10 protein-coding genes are annotated in these 16,773 nt (G+C 41.7%); 5 read left to right on the top strand and 5 right to left on the bottom strand.

The window, feature by feature from the left end; genetic code table 11:
- Position 1 precedes the first annotated feature (1 nt).
- Positions 2-1,102: a substrate-binding domain-containing protein gene (locus BWD47_RS08080; RefSeq protein ID WP_074989008.1), complete on the bottom strand. Its 1,101-nt coding sequence runs from the start codon at positions 1,100-1,102 to the stop codon at positions 2-4.
- 269 nt (positions 1,103-1,371) lie between these two features.
- On the opposite strand from BWD47_RS08080, the gene BWD47_RS08075 reads away from it, so the two are divergent.
- The 3 genes from BWD47_RS08075 (at position 1,372) to BWD47_RS08065 (ending at position 5,901) form a co-directional block, all read left to right on the top strand.
- Positions 1,372-2,562: an ROK family transcriptional regulator gene (locus tag BWD47_RS08075; RefSeq protein ID WP_074989007.1), complete on the top strand. Its 1,191-nt coding sequence runs from the start codon at positions 1,372-1,374 to the stop codon at positions 2,560-2,562.
- A gap of 479 nt (positions 2,563-3,041) precedes the next feature.
- Positions 3,042-4,208, top strand: a complete 1,167-nt coding sequence (locus tag BWD47_RS08070) for a GGDEF domain-containing protein (protein ID WP_075593775.1) — start codon at positions 3,042-3,044, stop codon at positions 4,206-4,208.
- Between the two features lie 325 nt (positions 4,209-4,533).
- Positions 4,534-5,901: an alkaline phosphatase PhoX gene (locus tag BWD47_RS08065; RefSeq protein ID WP_065978608.1), complete on the top strand. Its 1,368-nt coding sequence runs from the start codon at positions 4,534-4,536 to the stop codon at positions 5,899-5,901.
- A gap of 48 nt (positions 5,902-5,949) precedes the next feature.
- On the opposite strand, the gene BWD47_RS08060 is transcribed toward BWD47_RS08065, so the two are convergent.
- From BWD47_RS08060 to BWD47_RS08050, 3 genes are all read right to left on the bottom strand, one after another.
- On the bottom strand, positions 5,950-6,858 hold the full coding sequence (locus tag BWD47_RS08060; protein ID WP_075593774.1) for an alpha/beta fold hydrolase: 909 nt from the start codon (positions 6,856-6,858) through the stop codon (positions 5,950-5,952).
- 131 nt (positions 6,859-6,989) lie between these two features.
- Positions 6,990-9,359, bottom strand: a complete 2,370-nt coding sequence (locus BWD47_RS08055; RefSeq protein WP_075593773.1) for a TonB-dependent receptor domain-containing protein — start codon at positions 9,357-9,359, stop codon at positions 6,990-6,992.
- A gap of 474 nt (positions 9,360-9,833) precedes the next feature.
- Positions 9,834-10,658, bottom strand: a complete 825-nt coding sequence (locus BWD47_RS08050; RefSeq protein ID WP_075593772.1) for an alpha/beta hydrolase — start codon at positions 10,656-10,658, stop codon at positions 9,834-9,836.
- Positions 10,659-10,881: 223 nt separating this feature from the next.
- Between BWD47_RS08050 and BWD47_RS08045 the strand changes: the two genes are divergently transcribed.
- Positions 10,882-14,442, top strand: a complete 3,561-nt coding sequence (locus BWD47_RS08045) for an ImpA family metalloprotease (RefSeq protein ID WP_075593771.1) — start codon at positions 10,882-10,884, stop codon at positions 14,440-14,442.
- Positions 14,443-14,566: 124 nt separating this feature from the next.
- On the top strand, positions 14,567-15,040 hold the full coding sequence (locus BWD47_RS08040) for a VOC family protein (RefSeq protein ID WP_036966768.1): 474 nt from the start codon (positions 14,567-14,569) through the stop codon (positions 15,038-15,040).
- Here BWD47_RS08040 and BWD47_RS08035 read toward each other — a convergent pair.
- On the bottom strand, positions 15,037-16,674 hold the full coding sequence (locus BWD47_RS08035) for a hypothetical protein (protein ID WP_074988998.1): 1,638 nt from the start codon (positions 16,672-16,674) through the stop codon (positions 15,037-15,039). The genes BWD47_RS08040 and BWD47_RS08035 overlap by 4 nt on opposite strands.
- Between the last annotated feature and the right edge of the window lie 99 nt (positions 16,675-16,773).

Here is a 16,773-nt window from a genome sequence, read left to right as displayed (position 1 = left end):
CTTATTGTTTTAATGCTAAATCAAGTAATTTAGGCAGCGGTGCTTTAAATGCTTTTTGCCAAATAGGGGCAATATTTTCGTGGGTCACTGAGTCGAAAGGGACCAGTGTAAATTCAGGTGCTTGAATACCTATTTCAGCCCCAGCTGCAATGCGAGCCATGGTTTTACCAATGTCGTAGGGTCTGTCTGAAATGGTGCCGTATACATTGCCATTCATCGCCATATCAAGCAGGTTATTTACCCCTAAATCATGGGTAATAACTTTTATATCTTTACGGCCAATCGAGCGTAGCGTTTCAATAACGCCTTCTGCTGCAGCATCCCATGATACATAAAGAGTATCTATTTCAGGGTGTTGTAAGAGCATTGCTGCAGCGATATTGCTTGTTTCATGTTCTTTTACGAAGCCTTTTTCGCTGATCACTTTAATATTGCTGTAGCGCGCTAAGGCCTTTCGAAAAGCCTGATCGCGATTATTGGTAATAAAATAGTTAGCGTCATGGAAAATAAGCCCTACTTTGCCCGCATTATTTGATGCTTGCGCGACTAATTCTGCGGCTGCTTCTCCCATACCAAACATGTCATCAGTCACAATACCGACATAGTCTTGGTTATGTTTAAATCCTGGAATCGGGTTACTTAATAAAACCAGTCTGGCGCCGACGGCAAGTATTTTTTGATAGCTTAATTTAGTGCTTATGCCATCAATGCTCAGAGATAAAACGAGGTCGGGTTCTAGAGTTGAAATATTCTCTAAATCAGCCACTTGTTTTGCAGGGTCGTATTGCGCATCGGTTTGTGCAATCACTTTGATACCAAGCTTTTTAAACTCATCTTCTGCTCCGCGGCTAACGGCATTGATCCACGGGCTTGCGCCATGCCAAGCGAGTGCTGCGGTAAGGTGTTTATTTTTTATAGTCTTTATTTGTTCTGAAGAGAGCGCTATGTCGCTGGCATTCGCTGCTTTTGACCAGTCTATTGTTTGGCTATCTTGTGCCGATAAAGCAAAGCTGTAAAAGCATAACGAGCATAATACGTGTAAAAAGTAGCGGTTTGCTGATTTGAGTATGCTTTGCTTGCTGTTTTTTTTAGTCGATGACATGTTAAACAATCCTGTTTAATGCACGTACTTTGACTTAATTATCATAGCCTACTGTAACTAATTGTAATTTATAGGTAAGCTTGTTTTGTAATGTGAAATTAAAGTAAAAGTAACGTTTCTAAGTTGTTTTATTTATAATCATATTTATGCATGAGTATAAATATGTCAAATGTTTTTACTAATTAATTTTTGTTCGGTTTCCTGTTACGATAGCTTAAACTGCGTAAGACGTTGTAAACGAAGAAAGATGTAAAAAAGGTGGGCTTACAGTGAAAGGATCTAACGCAAAGCAAAATAAAGCGATAAATTTGCGTCTTGTACTCTCGCAAATTGTTACTCAAGGCCCTGTTTCGCGTGTGGAAATTGCGCGAAATACTCAGCTTACAAAGCAAACAATCACCAATATGGTTGAAGAGCTGCTAGCGGCAAAACTAGTAGAAGAAGTCGGGATTAAAAAAGCAGAAGGTGCAGGAAAACCGTCTAAAATGCTCGTGTTAAATAAGAAAGCAGCCTATAGCATTGCGATAAGAGTGTTGAATAACGAACTAGAAGTGGGACTTTTCTACTTAAATGGTGAGCAAATAAACCGACTGCATACCTTGGTTGAACCTGATGCGCTGTTAGATAAAGCGGCGTATTTAGTCGACACGCTAGTGCAAATCGATAATATTGATAAGTCATTAATTTTAGGCGTTGGGTTATCACTCGAAGTCAGTGATGATACGGCGATTAATCGTTTTACATTTAACAAGCAATGGCAGCAACGTTTAGCCAATAAGTTGCAATTACCCGTGGCGCTTGAAACCTCAGCTTCGGCGTGTGCTGCTTTTCAAATGTTATTTGGAGAAGCACAGCAACTTCACAACTTTATTTTTGTACACTTAGGCTCAAGAGTTGAATCAGCGGTGGTGTATGATAGGCAAATTTTGCTTGGTCAAAATGGCCTAACGGGCGCGTTAGGTGATATTTTTGTAACACCAGAAACAGATGAAAGCACAGCCGAATTAGGACGGTTAAACGACTTTGCATCGATAACATCCTTAAAAGCGATGCTTAATTTAAATGATTTAACGCAAGAAGAAGTTATTACCCAATCAGCTGTAAGTAAACATTTAGATAGGTGGGTAGACCAAGCCGCCGAGCCTCTGCGCATTGCTATTCATACGCTTGAATCACTTTTGAATACGCAAACAATCATCATTGGTGGTGATGTCAGTGATATTTTATTAGAGAAACTAATTAAGCAATTACGGCCTTTTATACCTTCTATCTCTCAATATGGTGACAGAGAGGTTGTTAGGTTAATTAAAACCCCTGATGTTGCCAACATCACCATTAAGGGGCTAGCCACTTTACCACTTCATGCCGCATTGAGTCGTAAGAATATGCAAACGCTTTACATGCCACTTGAGCTTCAATGCTCCCAAATTCAACATTTAGTGTATGCTTCTGAAAGCTAAAATAAACTAGATGAGCGAGCATAATAGGAGAGATTAAAAGAGTGATAAATGACTCTTTTGCATTTTAATAATCATGTTAATCACTCTATGAATACAGCAGACTGCTCATACGTTTAATCAATACGTTGAGAATGTACCTGTTAAATAAGGTTACTTATAAAGTCCAGAAACCCCCTGTTTTGTTAGGCATTGTTTAGCCGATACAGCATGGAGTTATTTTCTAAACTCATTTATTTCAACGTGTTAAATGTAAAGTTGCTGTTTTTATAGAGGCGGTTTTTATGAGAGGGTTTTTGTCTATAGATAAAAATAGCGAGTCATTTTTAAGTTATGGAAAAATATATTTAATTTTATATCTTTACGCTATAGAACAAATAATAGTCAATTCGAGGATTATATTCTAAGTTTGGCTATTGAACTTGCCTTAATTGTTGGTTTATTATCCACCCCCTAATTCTAATTAAGGGATAATAATAAGAATGGATCTCCACACATTGCTCGTTTGTACGGCACTGGTTAGCTTTATAATGATGTTAACAATGGCTGCTTTGTACATTGCGAGTCGTAACGAAAGTTATTTAATTGATTGGCTGGTGTGTGGTGCATTATTTTTCGCTTCCAATTTATCGGGTATTCTCGCGACTAATGTCGATTTTCCTTCGTTTTTCCATCCTGCTTTTGCGAATGCTTGCTATTTAGCTGGGCATGCAGCGCTTTTCAGTGGCGTATCTAAATGCTTATATAATCGTTCGATGTGGGGGGTTGTGCTGATCGTTTTTGTTGGCATTTTTGTTATGCATTTTGTGCCAGCAATGAATGAGTCAATTGAACTGCGTATTGTTGTTTTGTATCCGATGATTGCTGCACTTGATATTTCGGCGATGCTAGCACTTTGGAAGCACCGAAAAGAAGAGGCGGGCAAAGCGTATTACTTGCTCATTATTTTGTTGTTTATTTTCTCGGCGCAACAGTTATTTAGAGGCTATTTGTTACTGACAGGTATTGAAAATACGCCATGGATTGAAAAGCATCAACTTTTAAACATAGGTAGTTTAGCGGTTATCGCTTTTTACTTTTTACTGACGATAGCATTTTCTGTTGTGGTGACTTGGCGTAAAGAACTCGCGTTAAGAGAGTATTCTTTAACGGATCATTTAACAGGGTGGTATAACCGTAAAGCGCTTGAGGTATTTGCTAATAAAGAGCTAAAGCGATGTATACGCAATGACACCCAGTTAGCCTTTATAGTGTTTGATATTGACCACTTTAAATCAGTGAACGATCAGTTTGGACATATACTTGGCGATAAAGCTATCGCACATGTAACCACAATTGCTAAACAGCAACTCAGGGAATATGACCAATATTTTCGCTTAGGAGGCGAAGAGTTTGCTGTGTTAGTGAGCCACATAAGCGGCCAAGACGTTGAGTTATTGGCACAGCGTATTCGAAAATCAGTTGCAAAAACACCGCTTATTTTAGACGATGAAACTGTGTATCTGACAGTAAGTGTCGGAGTTGCAATGTTGAACCCACAAGAAACAAGTTGGCAAACAGTACTAAAACGTGCAGATGATGCGTTGTATCGTTCAAAGCATCAAGGTCGTAATCAAGTAACGAGTTGTGGCGACTTAGCAAAAATATAAGCATCTCGAAAATAATTGCTTATTCCGAGTTTGAAACACTCCACTAGAGAGAACATTAACTTTTCACAATACTGTGATGATGACTTTTAAGCGCATTCATAAAATGGCTAGTCTGGTTATGTGAATGGTTAGTTTTGCCGTTTGGAATATCACCGTTATTTAGTTTTATTGTGCCGAATCAACAACTCGTAGTGATTAAAGCGTCGTTATTAGGTGCTTTATGACATTTTCGTGAAGATTGTGATACTGTAACTTTTTATGATTTCTTTGCTTTATAATGCTCTTTTTATTTGTATGATAAAGCTGGTTTCAGCTCGGAGTTAGCATGGTTTCACGTCGAGAATTTTTGGTAGGGGCGGGTACGTTAGCCTTTTTAGGGTTATCAAAAAGTGCCATTGGCAAAGTGTCGCTTAATGATTTGCAAACAACGATCAAAGGGTTTGGTCCTTTATTGCCTGACCCTGATGCGCTATTAGATTTACCCGCAGGTTTTAGTTATCAGATTATTTCGAGCTTAGGTGAGAAAATGTCAGATGGCTTCACTGTTCCCGACAAAGCCGATGGTATGGGCTGTCTTGCCCTTGGCAATGACCGTGTTGCTTTGGTGCGTAACCACGAATTAAAACCAACAGATTTAACTAAAGCCGAAGCCAGTATCGCACAGCATAAAACACCATTCGCCTTCGATACTAACCGCGAAGGTGTCGCACTTCCTGGTGGTACTAGCCACATTATTTATAATTTAAAAACCCATCAAAAAGAGCAAGAGTATCTTTCGTTAGTGGGCACTATTCGTAACTGTTCTGGTGGTATTACGCCTTGGGGCTCGTGGCTGACTTGTGAAGAAACAACCGACACCAAAGCCGATGGATTCAATCAAGATCATGGTTATATTTTTGAGGTGCCTGCCAATAGTAAAGGCCTCATTAAACCTGAGCCATTGAAAGCCATGGGACGCTTTAATCATGAAGCGGCCGCTGTCGACCCTCGCACTGGTATTGTGTATTTAACCGAAGATAAGGGTGACAGCGTTTTTTACCGTTTCATTCCTAACGAATATGGCAAGCTGCACAAAGGCGGCCAATTACAAGCAATGGTCGTTAAAGGGAAACCACAGTTCGATAGCCGTAACTGGCATAGTAAGACCATGCCACTGCATCAAGAGTTGGATGTTGAGTGGATTGACTTAGATAACCCTGAAAGCCCGAAAGATGACTTACGCTTACGTGGCTTTAAGCAAGGCGCTGCTTTATTTGCGCGAGGTGAAGGCATTCACTGGGGTGATAAAGAGCTTTATTTTTGTTGTACTAATGGCGGTAAAAAGCAACTTGGTCAGGTAATGAAATACCAGCCATCAGAATTTGAAGGCACTAATAAAGAAGCTGAGCAACCTGGCAAGATATCGTTGTTTGTTGAGAGTACCAGCAAAACACTCTATAACTTTGGCGATAACTTAACAGTGTCACCAAATGGCCATTTAATTGTTTGTGAAGATCAATACACCGATGTGGTTGATAATCACTTACGTGGTGTGACTCCTGAAGGACAGGTTTATAATTTTGCGCGTTTGGTTGCGCAAACAGAACTTGCTGGAGCCTGTTTTTCGCCCGATGGCAGTACCTTGTTTGTGAATGTTTACTCACCAGCAAAAACACTCGCCATAACAGGTCCTTGGCATCAGTTTAGTGGTTGATTAAAGCGCTGCTCATAACGTTTTTCATTCGTAATGAGTATGCGTTATTTAACGGGGCTTTTTTGATGCTCTACGGGCATGCTTTGCTATCCATTTAGTCATCTTTTTCATTAAAGCGGGTGGAAAATCATGCCCCATGCCGGGCACCACTTTTAATTTACTGCGTTTGATTATAAGTGCGGTATTAATGCCAGCTTCAAGAGGGATGACAGGGTCGGCACTGCCGTGAATAACCAAGGTCGGGGCTTTAATTTTTTTCAATAGTTTTTCGCGATAAGGGGTTGCTGCAATGGCTGCTAGTTGGCGTTTGAAACCCTGTTGATTATGAGCGGCACGCTTACTATAACGGTTTGCGTTTTCATACAAAGCGCATTCATCTTGCGGGTAAGCAGGGCTGCCAATTAATTGATTAAGGCGTATGTTGTATTTTATTTCGGCTTCTTTAGTTCGGTTTCGTGGCTGTATTTTAGCTAGTTTTATGAGCAAATTAATGTTCGAGCCTGAAAACGACCAAGGTGAACTACTCGACATAATGGTGGTTAAACTGAGTACGCGCTTTTTGTACTTTGCAGCAGCTATTTGTGCAATCATGCCCCCCATTGATGCCCCCACTAAATGCGCTTGTTTGATAGAAAGTGCATTCATCAACTCTTTTACATCACGGGCCATGTCATCTAATGAGTAGGGGAGGTGGGTGCGTAGCGGTAAACGGCGGCTCAGCCAATGTTTAATAAGGCTTGGTTTGCCTAATTCATCGAGCGATGATGACAGCCCTGCATCGCGATTATCAAAGCGAATTACTCTAAACCCTTTTTCTACTAAACCACTATACAAGGCCTCTGGCCACACGGTAAATTGTGCGCCTAAGCCAATAATCAATATGATCACAGGTGCATCAAGGTCACCTTTATCTTGGTAACTAATAGATATACCGCTGGCTGTGAGAATATTTTCCATTATTTAACTAACAGGCTTACGCAGGTTAATGAAGTATAAATGGCATTGTTGGCAGTTTAGTGACAGTCGGACGACCTGCTCGAAGTAGGCAGCACAACAGTGAGTGCTGCCTATATTCAGGGAGAAAAATATTAGAAGTAAGCGGTAACGCCAATCCAGAAATTACGGCTTTTATCTTTTACGTTGTAGTCATCAGTGAAAGTGACTTCACTCACTACGCCACGACCTGTTAGGTACTCGTACTCTCCATCCCCATTTAAGTCGGTATAGCTCGTACTATAAGAGGTGAAATCTTCGTCGAGTAGGTTGTTTACGCGAGCGTTAATTTGCACGTACTCATTAACATAGAACTGTGCACCTAGATTAAGTAGGTTGTAGTTTTTGTAATACAGCGCTTTATCGTGCACGTTATCCCAGCCACGGTAACGATCTGAGCGATACACACCTTGTAAATAAAGGTTGATTGAGTCGGTGGCTTCCCAGTTTAGCGTTAAGTTGGCCATGTGCTCAGCACTGTTAGTTAATGGTTTGCCTTGTTCTGGTCCGCTCTTTTGTTCGCTGTCAGTCCATGTGTAGTTACCATTGATTGACACCGTGTTGGTTAGTGTATATTGGCCTGCAATTTCAACACCTTGTAGGTCTACTTCGTCGATATTGATTTTTTGGCTATAGCTGTCATAGCCCAGTTGATCGTATTGGCCTAAGTTAACACACGGGCGCACACCATTGGTTTGCTCACAGCTTAAAATGGTATCGCCGCGGGCTATTTTATCTTCGAACTTAGTGTTGTAATAAGTGACATTGATGTTGTGATCACCTTCAAGTGATGTCCAATAAAGCGCGATTTCTGAGTTAACACTGGTTTCTGGTTCTAAGTCTGGGTTACCAGCAAATGGGCTGGTGCCTTGACCACCAAAACCAGTAATACCGTCGTATAGGTCGGTTGTTTGTGGGGTTTTATAGCCAGTGCTAACACCGCCTTTTAAAGTCCAAGTGTCGGATAAGTTGTACACAGCGTACACACGGGGTGATACTTGGCTGCCAAATACATCATGGTCGTCGTAACGGGCACCCAAAGTGAAAGTAAAGTTATCGGTTGCCATCCAGTTATCTTCGGCAAATACCGAGTACATGTTTTGTTCTTGAACTTGACCGGCTTGGTCACTTTCAAGACCAAATACACCATCTTTTAACTCACCATCAATTAACTGACCACCAATCGCTAAATTGTGGCTGCCAAAACCGCCAGTGATTGGAATATCAAAGCGTAAATCATACGTGTACTGACTGCTTTCGAGTGGGCGAGCTGGGCGGGGTAAGAAGGTGTCTTCGGCTAAATCTTTACGTGCTTGCTCATCCATACCTTCATATTCGCCAGTGCCATCGTACATAGCTTGCAGCTCTATACGCTCACTAACGCTTAGAGGCAAAGTGCGGCCGTTATTTTGCGTATCAACATACGATACCGACGCTTTAATAGTGGCCCATTCAAGCTCACCATCATAACTAAATGACCACCACTCACGGTCAAACTCTTGATCGGCGGCATAACCTGCACGTGGATTAACCTGACCGCGGCTGTCTTGCCAAATAGATTCAATATTATCTTTAGTGCCTAAAGGGTAAGTAATAGTGCCTGATTCAATATCGTAGCTTGGCGTGTTGTCATACACTTGGCTTGAGTTGTCATAATCAAACCGTAAATGATGAGAATCAAAAGGTGTGTAAGTTAAAGTAAAGCCGTATTGTTCGTTGGTATTATCAACAGTACGACCACCACTACCAAAGCCAAGTGAGCGAGTATGCACTACACCATTAGGATCGACCGCAGGTTCAAATGTTGGCGAGGAGGCTTGTTGCTCATAAATACTGCCGCGCACACCTAAGCTTAAAACATCTTTGATAAGCGGACCCATCACGCTAAAGTCGGTGGTTATGTCATCACCAAAGTCGTCGTTTTGCTGTAATGAACGGCTAAATGACACTGCACCGCTCCAGTTATCAGTGTGCTTTTTAGTGATGATATTAATAACACCACCAAGTGCGTCTGCTCCATAAAGTGTCGATGCAGGGCCGCGAATAACCTCAACACGTTCAATAGCGTCAACCGGCGGCACGTGATTAAAGGCGTTACCACCAAAGTTATTAGGGTATATATCACCGTGGTTGTTTTGACGTTTACCATCGATCAATAGCAGGGTGTATTCACCTGTTAAACCACGCATACTCACACTGCCTTGGCCTGTTTTGTCGCGGGTTGTACCAATGTCGATGCCTTCTAAATACTGCACTGCATCGAGCACCGAAGTAAAGGCGTGAGATTTAATATCTTCATTTGTGATAATTGAAATACTTGCAGGTGCTTCAGTTACTTTTTGCTCAAAACCAGTGGCGGTAATAACTAAACGTTCCATGTCTTGCTTAGGCTTTGCATCATCTGCTATTGCTGAAAATTGTGCGGTAATTGCCAGAGTTAATAAGCTAAGTCTTATTGATTTCATTGTTGATCCCAATTTTTTTTGTTAGTCCATATAAGATGGCGGTTATAGTATACAAAACACAAATAAGATCAAGAATAATTCGCATTTGAACGTTTGTTTTAAAGCCAGCTTTCCACGGAGCTTATTTAAAAAGGGGCTGATAGCGGGTAATTAACTATCATTACTTTTATTGCAGAAAAGTAATGGCAGCAAAGTAATTGAAAAAGTGAAGTGGGGGAATAAGCTTACGAAACGCTGTTTAAACGTTTAAATTTTAATGAGTTATAAATTCCTTTATAAATTCCTTTATAAATTGTTTTATAAAAACATGAGATGCCAAAGCCTGCCAAAAACATACTGAACTCGGCACGTGCTTGCGCTTACACGAACAACCGAGAGCCATATTTGCACGGTAACGCTTTTAGCCGCTTTGTTTTAAGTGGCTAAAATTATAAGTTCAAATGGTTAGGCATTATTGCTGGTTATAGCGATGACTCAACGCGTGTAGTCGATGTCTTTGAAGGCATCATAAACCGCTAAATGCAATGTGTCGCCGTGCTCATGTTCGGAGAAAAACTGGAATTTCACTTGGCTTTTGTCTTTAAGTGAATGAGCAAGTTGTTTGTATAATTCTTTCGCAACTCGCTCCATTACATGGCCTTCTTTGCCAACTGCAATGTACACCGATTTAGGAGGATGATTTGGTTTAAATTGGCTTTTTAATAACGCCTCATCGTCCCACCACAAGCTTGGGCTTATGATTAGGTAATGATCGAATAACGCACTGTGATTATACAATATTTCAGTTGCAAGCAAGCCCCCTAAAGATTGACCTATGAGGGTCTCTGTGCCGTTAGTACGGTACTCTTTGGCGATTAATGGTTTTAATTCATGTTGTAAAAAATGGATAAATTGTTCAGCCCCCCCATGGCTTGGAAGTTCTTGCTGGTCAAAGTGGTTGTTACTTTTTGTGGTGAAGTCGTGCTTTCTATCAATATTACTTATCCCGACAACAATGGTGTCGGGGATCATGTTGATCCATGAAAAATTCGCAAATTGCACCAGGCCCGCTATATGAATAAAGTCTTCATTTTTAGAACCATCTAATAAGTAAATGACCGGATAATGTTTGCCTGTATTTTTTTCATAGCTTTGCGGCAAATACACATTTATAGAGCGAACTTGATGCAACACTTCAGAGTTAAAGCTTAGGGTTGTGGCAAAGTCAAAAGGGGTGGCGTTTATAGCAATGTCAGCTTTTGTGGGATAGCTGGTTATTAAAAAGAATAAAGTGATACATATCACGCTAATAGATTTCATGGTTTTCCAAATTCAAATTGCTCGTTTATTCCTTCATTAATACTAGCCCTAGTAAGGTTATTTTAATACATGACGCACACTCAGAAAATTCAGAACTTATTTGAGCCGGCTATTTTTTGAAAATGTTTTGATAGCGTTGTCAATTTACGTCTTTCGTGCGAGTTAATAGTGTGGCTCATCCGCTTATAATGTTAAAAAAATGTATACATCGAATATAAGATTAATGAGCAAACCTTTTTCTTCATACCAGCATGCGCTTTTAAGCACAGCAATACTCGCTTTAGTAACGGCGTGTGGCGGTGGTTCAGAGCCACAAGAAACGCCCGTTACACCTCCGGTCACTGAAACACCGCAAAATCAAGCACCTCAAATCAGTGGGCAGTCACAAACGTTAAAGGTCGGCGATACGCTAAACTTTAACCCACAAGTGTCTGATCCAGATAATGATCCACTCACAGTTTCGGTGAGCAACTTACCTAATTGGGTCAATTTTGATAAAGCAACGGGGGCGATAAGCGGTATACCTGAGCAGGCAGGCGTGTTTTCAAACATAGAGTTTAGTGTATCGGATGGGCAGTTATCAGCACAGCTGTTGATTGATATTAAGGTGGAGAAAGCGCGGGAAGAAAACACATCGCCAACGCTTACTTCAACGCCAGCTAATGCGAATGAAGGCCAAGCCTACGCTTATCAGCTCACATTTAGCGACGCACAAAACGATACGATTATAGTGAGTGACGTTGCACAGCCTGATTGGTTAATTTTTGATAATAACACTCAGCGCTTTTCGGGAACGCCTGCATTTACTGACCGTGGCGAGCAGCTCATTCGTTTTCGTTATTCAGATGGCGAAGTATCGCAGCTTGCTGAGCAAATATTTACTGTGACTCCTCGCGCTAATTCATTGCCTAGCATCAGCCCACTCGCTGCAGAGGCGCGTGCAGAAAACGCATTTAGTTTAACGCTTACCCTTAATGACACTGACAATGATGAGGTAAGCCTAACGGTGGCAGGTTTACCGGCATGGCTTAGCTTTAATGCGCAAACAAATACCTTATCGGGCACGCCTAGCGATGAGGATGTAGGTGAACTTCGGTTCACTATCACAGCCAGTGACTCACGTGAACACGCGAACTATGAATTTGTGTTAAACATAGTGCAAAGTTATGTGGCACAAGCTCTTGCATCGGGAAACGCCCTTGATGTGCCAAACAGTGATTTATTACTTGATGCGGCACTGAATGAAATTGACACTCACAAAGCGCGCTTTCAAACGATTAAAAATCGTTTATTTGGTTTAGACACACAGTCACCCTTGGATGCACTAAGCTGGTATCCAACATGGGATGCAACGCTGTTAAGGGCCACTTATCCATTTAATGAGCCCGTACTGTTAACCAATAATAGTTGGCAAGAAGGTTATGAAGCAAAAGTAAGAAACCTCGCCGTGGTGGGTAGCAGTGATGCACAGCGCGGCCGCTACCTCGTATTCGGCAGTAACCCGTATCGCAATACGATTAATGAGCAAATGCTCAGCTTTTTGAAAAACAGCCATAGCTGGCTTGCAGGCAGAGAAGCAACTGAAGAGCAGCCTCTTAACCTTGTAATGGCACAGCTTGATCAGAGCTATTATTTTCAAGACCGCATTCTCACTAGAGAATGGTTCGATACGCATTACAAGGACCGAGTTCGTTATAACGAGAAAGCCAGCTGTGATAACGATGCCTTGGCGGGATGTTTAACTGATGACACCGATATATTAATTATCTCTCAGCATGAACGCGAAGGATTAAATATTGATAATGTGGTTGCAGCAGTAAAGCAGGCGCTAGCGAATGATATTGCCGTGATTTATGTTCAGCGCGATGGTAGTCAAACAGCGTTGGGTAACGCCTTGTTTGAGTTATTCCATGTCAGTGTTGCTGGTGATAACTATTGGCACCGATTAGAACTCGCAGAATGGAACCCAAGTGTAATCAGCAACAGCCTACCGAGTGATGTGCTTACTATTAAAGCCCTATTGAACCGTTTTAAAACAGGTGAATTCACTGTAGATTTAAGCACCTGTGATAACCGTAGTTGTCCGAGTGATAGTCAATACCAGCAACAATTCAGCGATGCAGCCACTAAAGTGAACTCATTATTTAGAGGCTTTGACCAAGCAAAAACCGATATTTTTGCAGAGCAAGGCTATCGCTTTTATCAATTATTAGCGCTGCTTGGCGATCATTATCGCCAAGATGTGCGTTTTCCGATGGATAAGCTTAGTACTGATAATAATGCTTTTTTCCGTTCGTTATTTGCTGATCATGCGGTATTAAATGTGCGTAAAGTGAACCCAACCCAAAGTGATATGGGAAATTTTAGCCGCAGTGACTTTAGCCATGTAACGCCAAAAAGCGTGACAGTAAACATGCAAAGTAAAGCGCATTTTCGCTCAACAGGTGTGTATGCGCTGCCCGGGCAAACATTCTCGATAAAGCGCACCGACAACCAAGCCGTTAACACCAAGGTGTTTGTAAATACCTTACGTGATGGCGCAACGCACTATATGAGCAGTAATGGGTATAATCGTCCTGCTAAATTGCAGTCGGTGCATGTGCCAGTGACAAGCAATGAAACCGTGTACTTTACCTCACCCTATGGTGGGCCAATTCAAATTGCGTTCGATCAAAATGATTTAGACGTCAGCTTTGAATTTAACAATGTTGGTGAGCATCCGTATTGGCGAAGCAGCAGCGATGATACACGTTTTGCTGAGCTACTTGAAAAAGGCGACTACGATTGGGCCGAAGTAGCAACAGGCGGTTTTGAAGTACACTCAAAGCTTGAGAAAATGCGTATTTCGATCAACGAAGGTTACTGGCCAATTGCCTCTGACTTTGCCCATGCCGTGGAGCGTTATACTCATAACTACCCGCATGTATTAGCGGGTTTTAAAGGCCCAGGTATTGATGTAGTTATCGAAATTCATGACTTTGCTAGTGCACGCAATCTTGAAATACAGACCATTGATATTGTTAAGCACATGAATGCCGACCAACCCACATGCGGCTGGGGCTGCTCGGGTAACCCGTATGACGCGGGGTGGAATTTTAATCCGACTGGGCATGGCGATATTCATGAGTTAGGCCATGGTCTTGAAAAAGACCGATTCCGTATCGAAGGCTTTGGTGGTCACTCCAATACCAATTTTTACTCCTACTACAGTAAGTCTAAATTTGAAGATGAAACGGGATTCTCGGCGTCGTGTCAAAACTTGCCATTTGAAGGTTTATTTAATCACTTACAGGCCAGTCAGCAAACGGCTAATCCCTATGCTTATATGCAAGAGTTAGCGATGTCAGAGTGGTCACAAAGCCATGCAATTTACTTACAAATTATGATGGCGGCACAGGCATACAATACGCTTGAAAACGGCTGGCATCTGTATCCGCGTTTACACATTATTGAACGGGCTTTTAATCTAGCTGATAACAGCGAGGCTAATTGGCTGGCGCAAAAAGATGCACTTGGTTTTTCGAACTACAGTCTGTCGGAGGCACAGAGCATAGGTAACAATGATTGGCTATTAATAGCGTTGTCAGAAGTAACAGAGCTCGATTTGAGCGACTACTTCAGTATGTGGGGCATGACAACCTCAGATAAAGCACGGCAGCAAGTGAAATCCAAAGGCTACACGGTGTTGGGTGATGTTTATTTTGCTTCCTCTGCGACAGGCTATTGCACAACGCTTAGCCATCCTATGCTTACCGTTGACGGGGAGCAAAGCTGGCCTGAATAACCAATAAACCTTGCTAAAAAACGCCTGCGGTCATGAATGTTCGTGGGCGTTTTTGTACATAAGCTAGTGATTTTGTGAACAACTGCTACCTTTAGAGAAGACACGTTCCAACACGAGGTTCAATATGGCTATATCTGCAATACCTAAAGGTTACCATGCGGTAACGCCTTATTTGATTATTGAAGGTGCCACGAAGGCAATAGAGTTCTATAAGCAAGCGTTTGCTGCTGAACTGGTGATGCAAATGCCTTTACCAGACGGTGGCGTGGCACATGCCGAAATTAAAATTGCTGATTCCCACATCATGCTTTCAGATATGTGCCCCGATGTGCAGTTTAAGTCTCCACATCAGCTTGGTGGTACACCTGTGAGTATTATGCTGTATGTTGAAGACGTTGATGCTGTATTTGCCAACGCGTTGTCGCTGGGTGCAAAAGAGCTGCGCCCAGTTCACGATCAGTTTTATGGCGACAGAGCTGGGACCTTAGAAGACCCTTTTGGTCATATTTGGACTATAGGCACACACAAAGAAGACCTCAGTGAGCAAGAACTTATGCAGCGAATGAGCGAGTTGATGAGTAAAGAGCAGGATGCTTAAAAAGTTGTTTCAACCGACATTCCTATTTGCCATGAATCAACGTCTTGGTAACTGCCAAGAGGCGTACTAAAGTCAATATGTATAACGTTGTCGTTACTTGAGCGCGATGAATATAGGCGAATACCAAGACCTGCACTGGTTAGCATTGAATCTGATATATTCGCAGTTTCAGTGCTGCCAAATGCTTGGCCTACATCAACAAAGCCAACAAAGCCTACATCTACAAACTGATACAGATTGATATTTGGGTACATTCTTAGCTCAGCGGTTGCTTGTACGCTTGAAGTACCATGTTGGTAACTTTCAGGGAAGCCACGCATGCCTTCTTCACCGCCTACAGCCAGCGGTTTATCTGCAAACTCATGGTTTTGCCAATGACCATTTAAATGCGCATAAAAGGCAAATGAATCTGACCAGCGATAGTTCATTTGCGCTTTTGAGTAAATAGCTAAGCGGTCATCAAGCTCTGTACCAATATTGCCTTTGACCCCTGTGGCAAACCGATACAAGGCATTATTGTTAAACCACGCTTTGGTGAGGTTAGTATCAAATAAAAAGCCTTGCCCCAAATTAACCGTATCGATGGCAAACTTTGAGTTTAACTCCCAGCCTAGGTTAACGTCTTCATTGTGGTTTATTAGGTCAATATCGTGCAACACAGCGTAATTGTCTTCTAACCAATGCAATCCTAGCCAAGGTGCAGCAATGCTGTAATCGTTGAGACCTGCAAGTAAAGGTTCTGTTTGAAAAGGGCGGTAGCTGACATCTTGGTAGTCAATCCCTGCAAGCCAGTGGAAGGTTTGCTGACTGTCTTGCGATAAAATACCACCATAGGCAAACTGGGCGATTAATTCATCAGTAAAAAACTCTGAACGAGTTATACCATTTTGATAGATATAACTTTTTTGCTTTTGAGATTGTGCAAAGTAGCGCATTAGTGCGTCACTGCTGCGTTGATAAAAAGGCTGATGATAATCCACTAAAAAGACTTGCCCGTCATCGTAATCATCAGCTTGTAAAGTGAGGGTCGCATGAGGCTGCCAAGGTACTGGCATTTGCAGTACTGAATGGAAGCCCGAGCGTTCGTGATCAGATTTATACTTTAATGATGCGCGAATACCGTACCCTAAAAAGTTTTCTTCTTTAAAGCCCAAGCTGTATTTATTGTTGCCACTACTTCGCCCAAAATTAACGGTTGGTAATAAACTCCAGGTATCCCAGGTATCTATTTGTACAACTTTAGGCTCATCCACAAGGCAATCTTTTGTATAGCTAACTTTGGCATCTCTTAAGTATTTTTTATTGCGCAGAATACGCTCTGCTTCTTGTAACTGACGCTCACTTACTTGCTCACCTTCTTTAAAGGTAATTTGCTCACTGATAACTTTGTTTTTGGTATCTATGTGTAACCAGTTAATAAAGCGGTGTAGGGCGGTCGTTTCAGGATCGTTTGGATCAAAAATAGTATGTGTATCAATGTTGAGTTTATCAACAGTGATGTCTTTGTCTTCGCTTAACTCAGCAGTGGGTTTGCTTTTTACCTCACAGACGACATCTAAGCTTAAAGGCTCGTTTGCATAAGCTGTCCCTGTAGCAGTGCATGTGAATAATAAAACAGGTGTTATTTTATACATTTGGAACTATGCCTACTTAATACTTAGCGATGAGGTTGTCATGCTACATCAACCTAAGTCGTTAAAAACGCTTCATTTTGAAAGCATAAAAGAACTAAC

The sequence above is a fragment of the Pseudoalteromonas sp. PAB 2.2 genome (genome assembly GCF_001938575.1).
GTDB lineage: Bacteria > Pseudomonadota > Gammaproteobacteria > Enterobacterales > Alteromonadaceae > Pseudoalteromonas > Pseudoalteromonas lipolytica.
Note: the sequence above shows the minus strand (reverse complement) of the source record. Positions and strands in the feature narration are given on the sequence as shown.

Excerpts from the sequence above, each read along its gene's own strand:
- BWD47_RS08035 (WP_074988998.1), bottom strand. The coding sequence starts at position 16,674 with ATGTATAAAATAACACCTGTTTTATTATTCACATGCACTGCTACAGGG.
- BWD47_RS08065 (WP_065978608.1), top strand. The coding sequence starts at position 4,534 with ATGGTTTCACGTCGAGAATTTTTGGTAGGGGCGGGTACGTTAGCCTTT.
- BWD47_RS08040 (WP_036966768.1), top strand. The coding sequence starts at position 14,567 with ATGGCTATATCTGCAATACCTAAAGGTTACCATGCGGTAACGCCTTAT.
- BWD47_RS08055 (WP_075593773.1), bottom strand. The coding sequence starts at position 9,359 with ATGAAATCAATAAGACTTAGCTTATTAACTCTGGCAATTACCGCACAA.
- BWD47_RS08050 (WP_075593772.1), bottom strand. The coding sequence starts at position 10,658 with ATGAAATCTATTAGCGTGATATGTATCACTTTATTCTTTTTAATAACC.
- BWD47_RS08070 (WP_075593775.1), top strand. The coding sequence starts at position 3,042 with ATGGATCTCCACACATTGCTCGTTTGTACGGCACTGGTTAGCTTTATA.
- BWD47_RS08045 (WP_075593771.1), top strand. The coding sequence starts at position 10,882 with ATGAGCAAACCTTTTTCTTCATACCAGCATGCGCTTTTAAGCACAGCA.
- BWD47_RS08060 (WP_075593774.1), bottom strand. The coding sequence starts at position 6,858 with ATGGAAAATATTCTCACAGCCAGCGGTATATCTATTAGTTACCAAGAT.
- BWD47_RS08080 (WP_074989008.1), bottom strand. The coding sequence starts at position 1,102 with ATGTCATCGACTAAAAAAAACAGCAAGCAAAGCATACTCAAATCAGCA.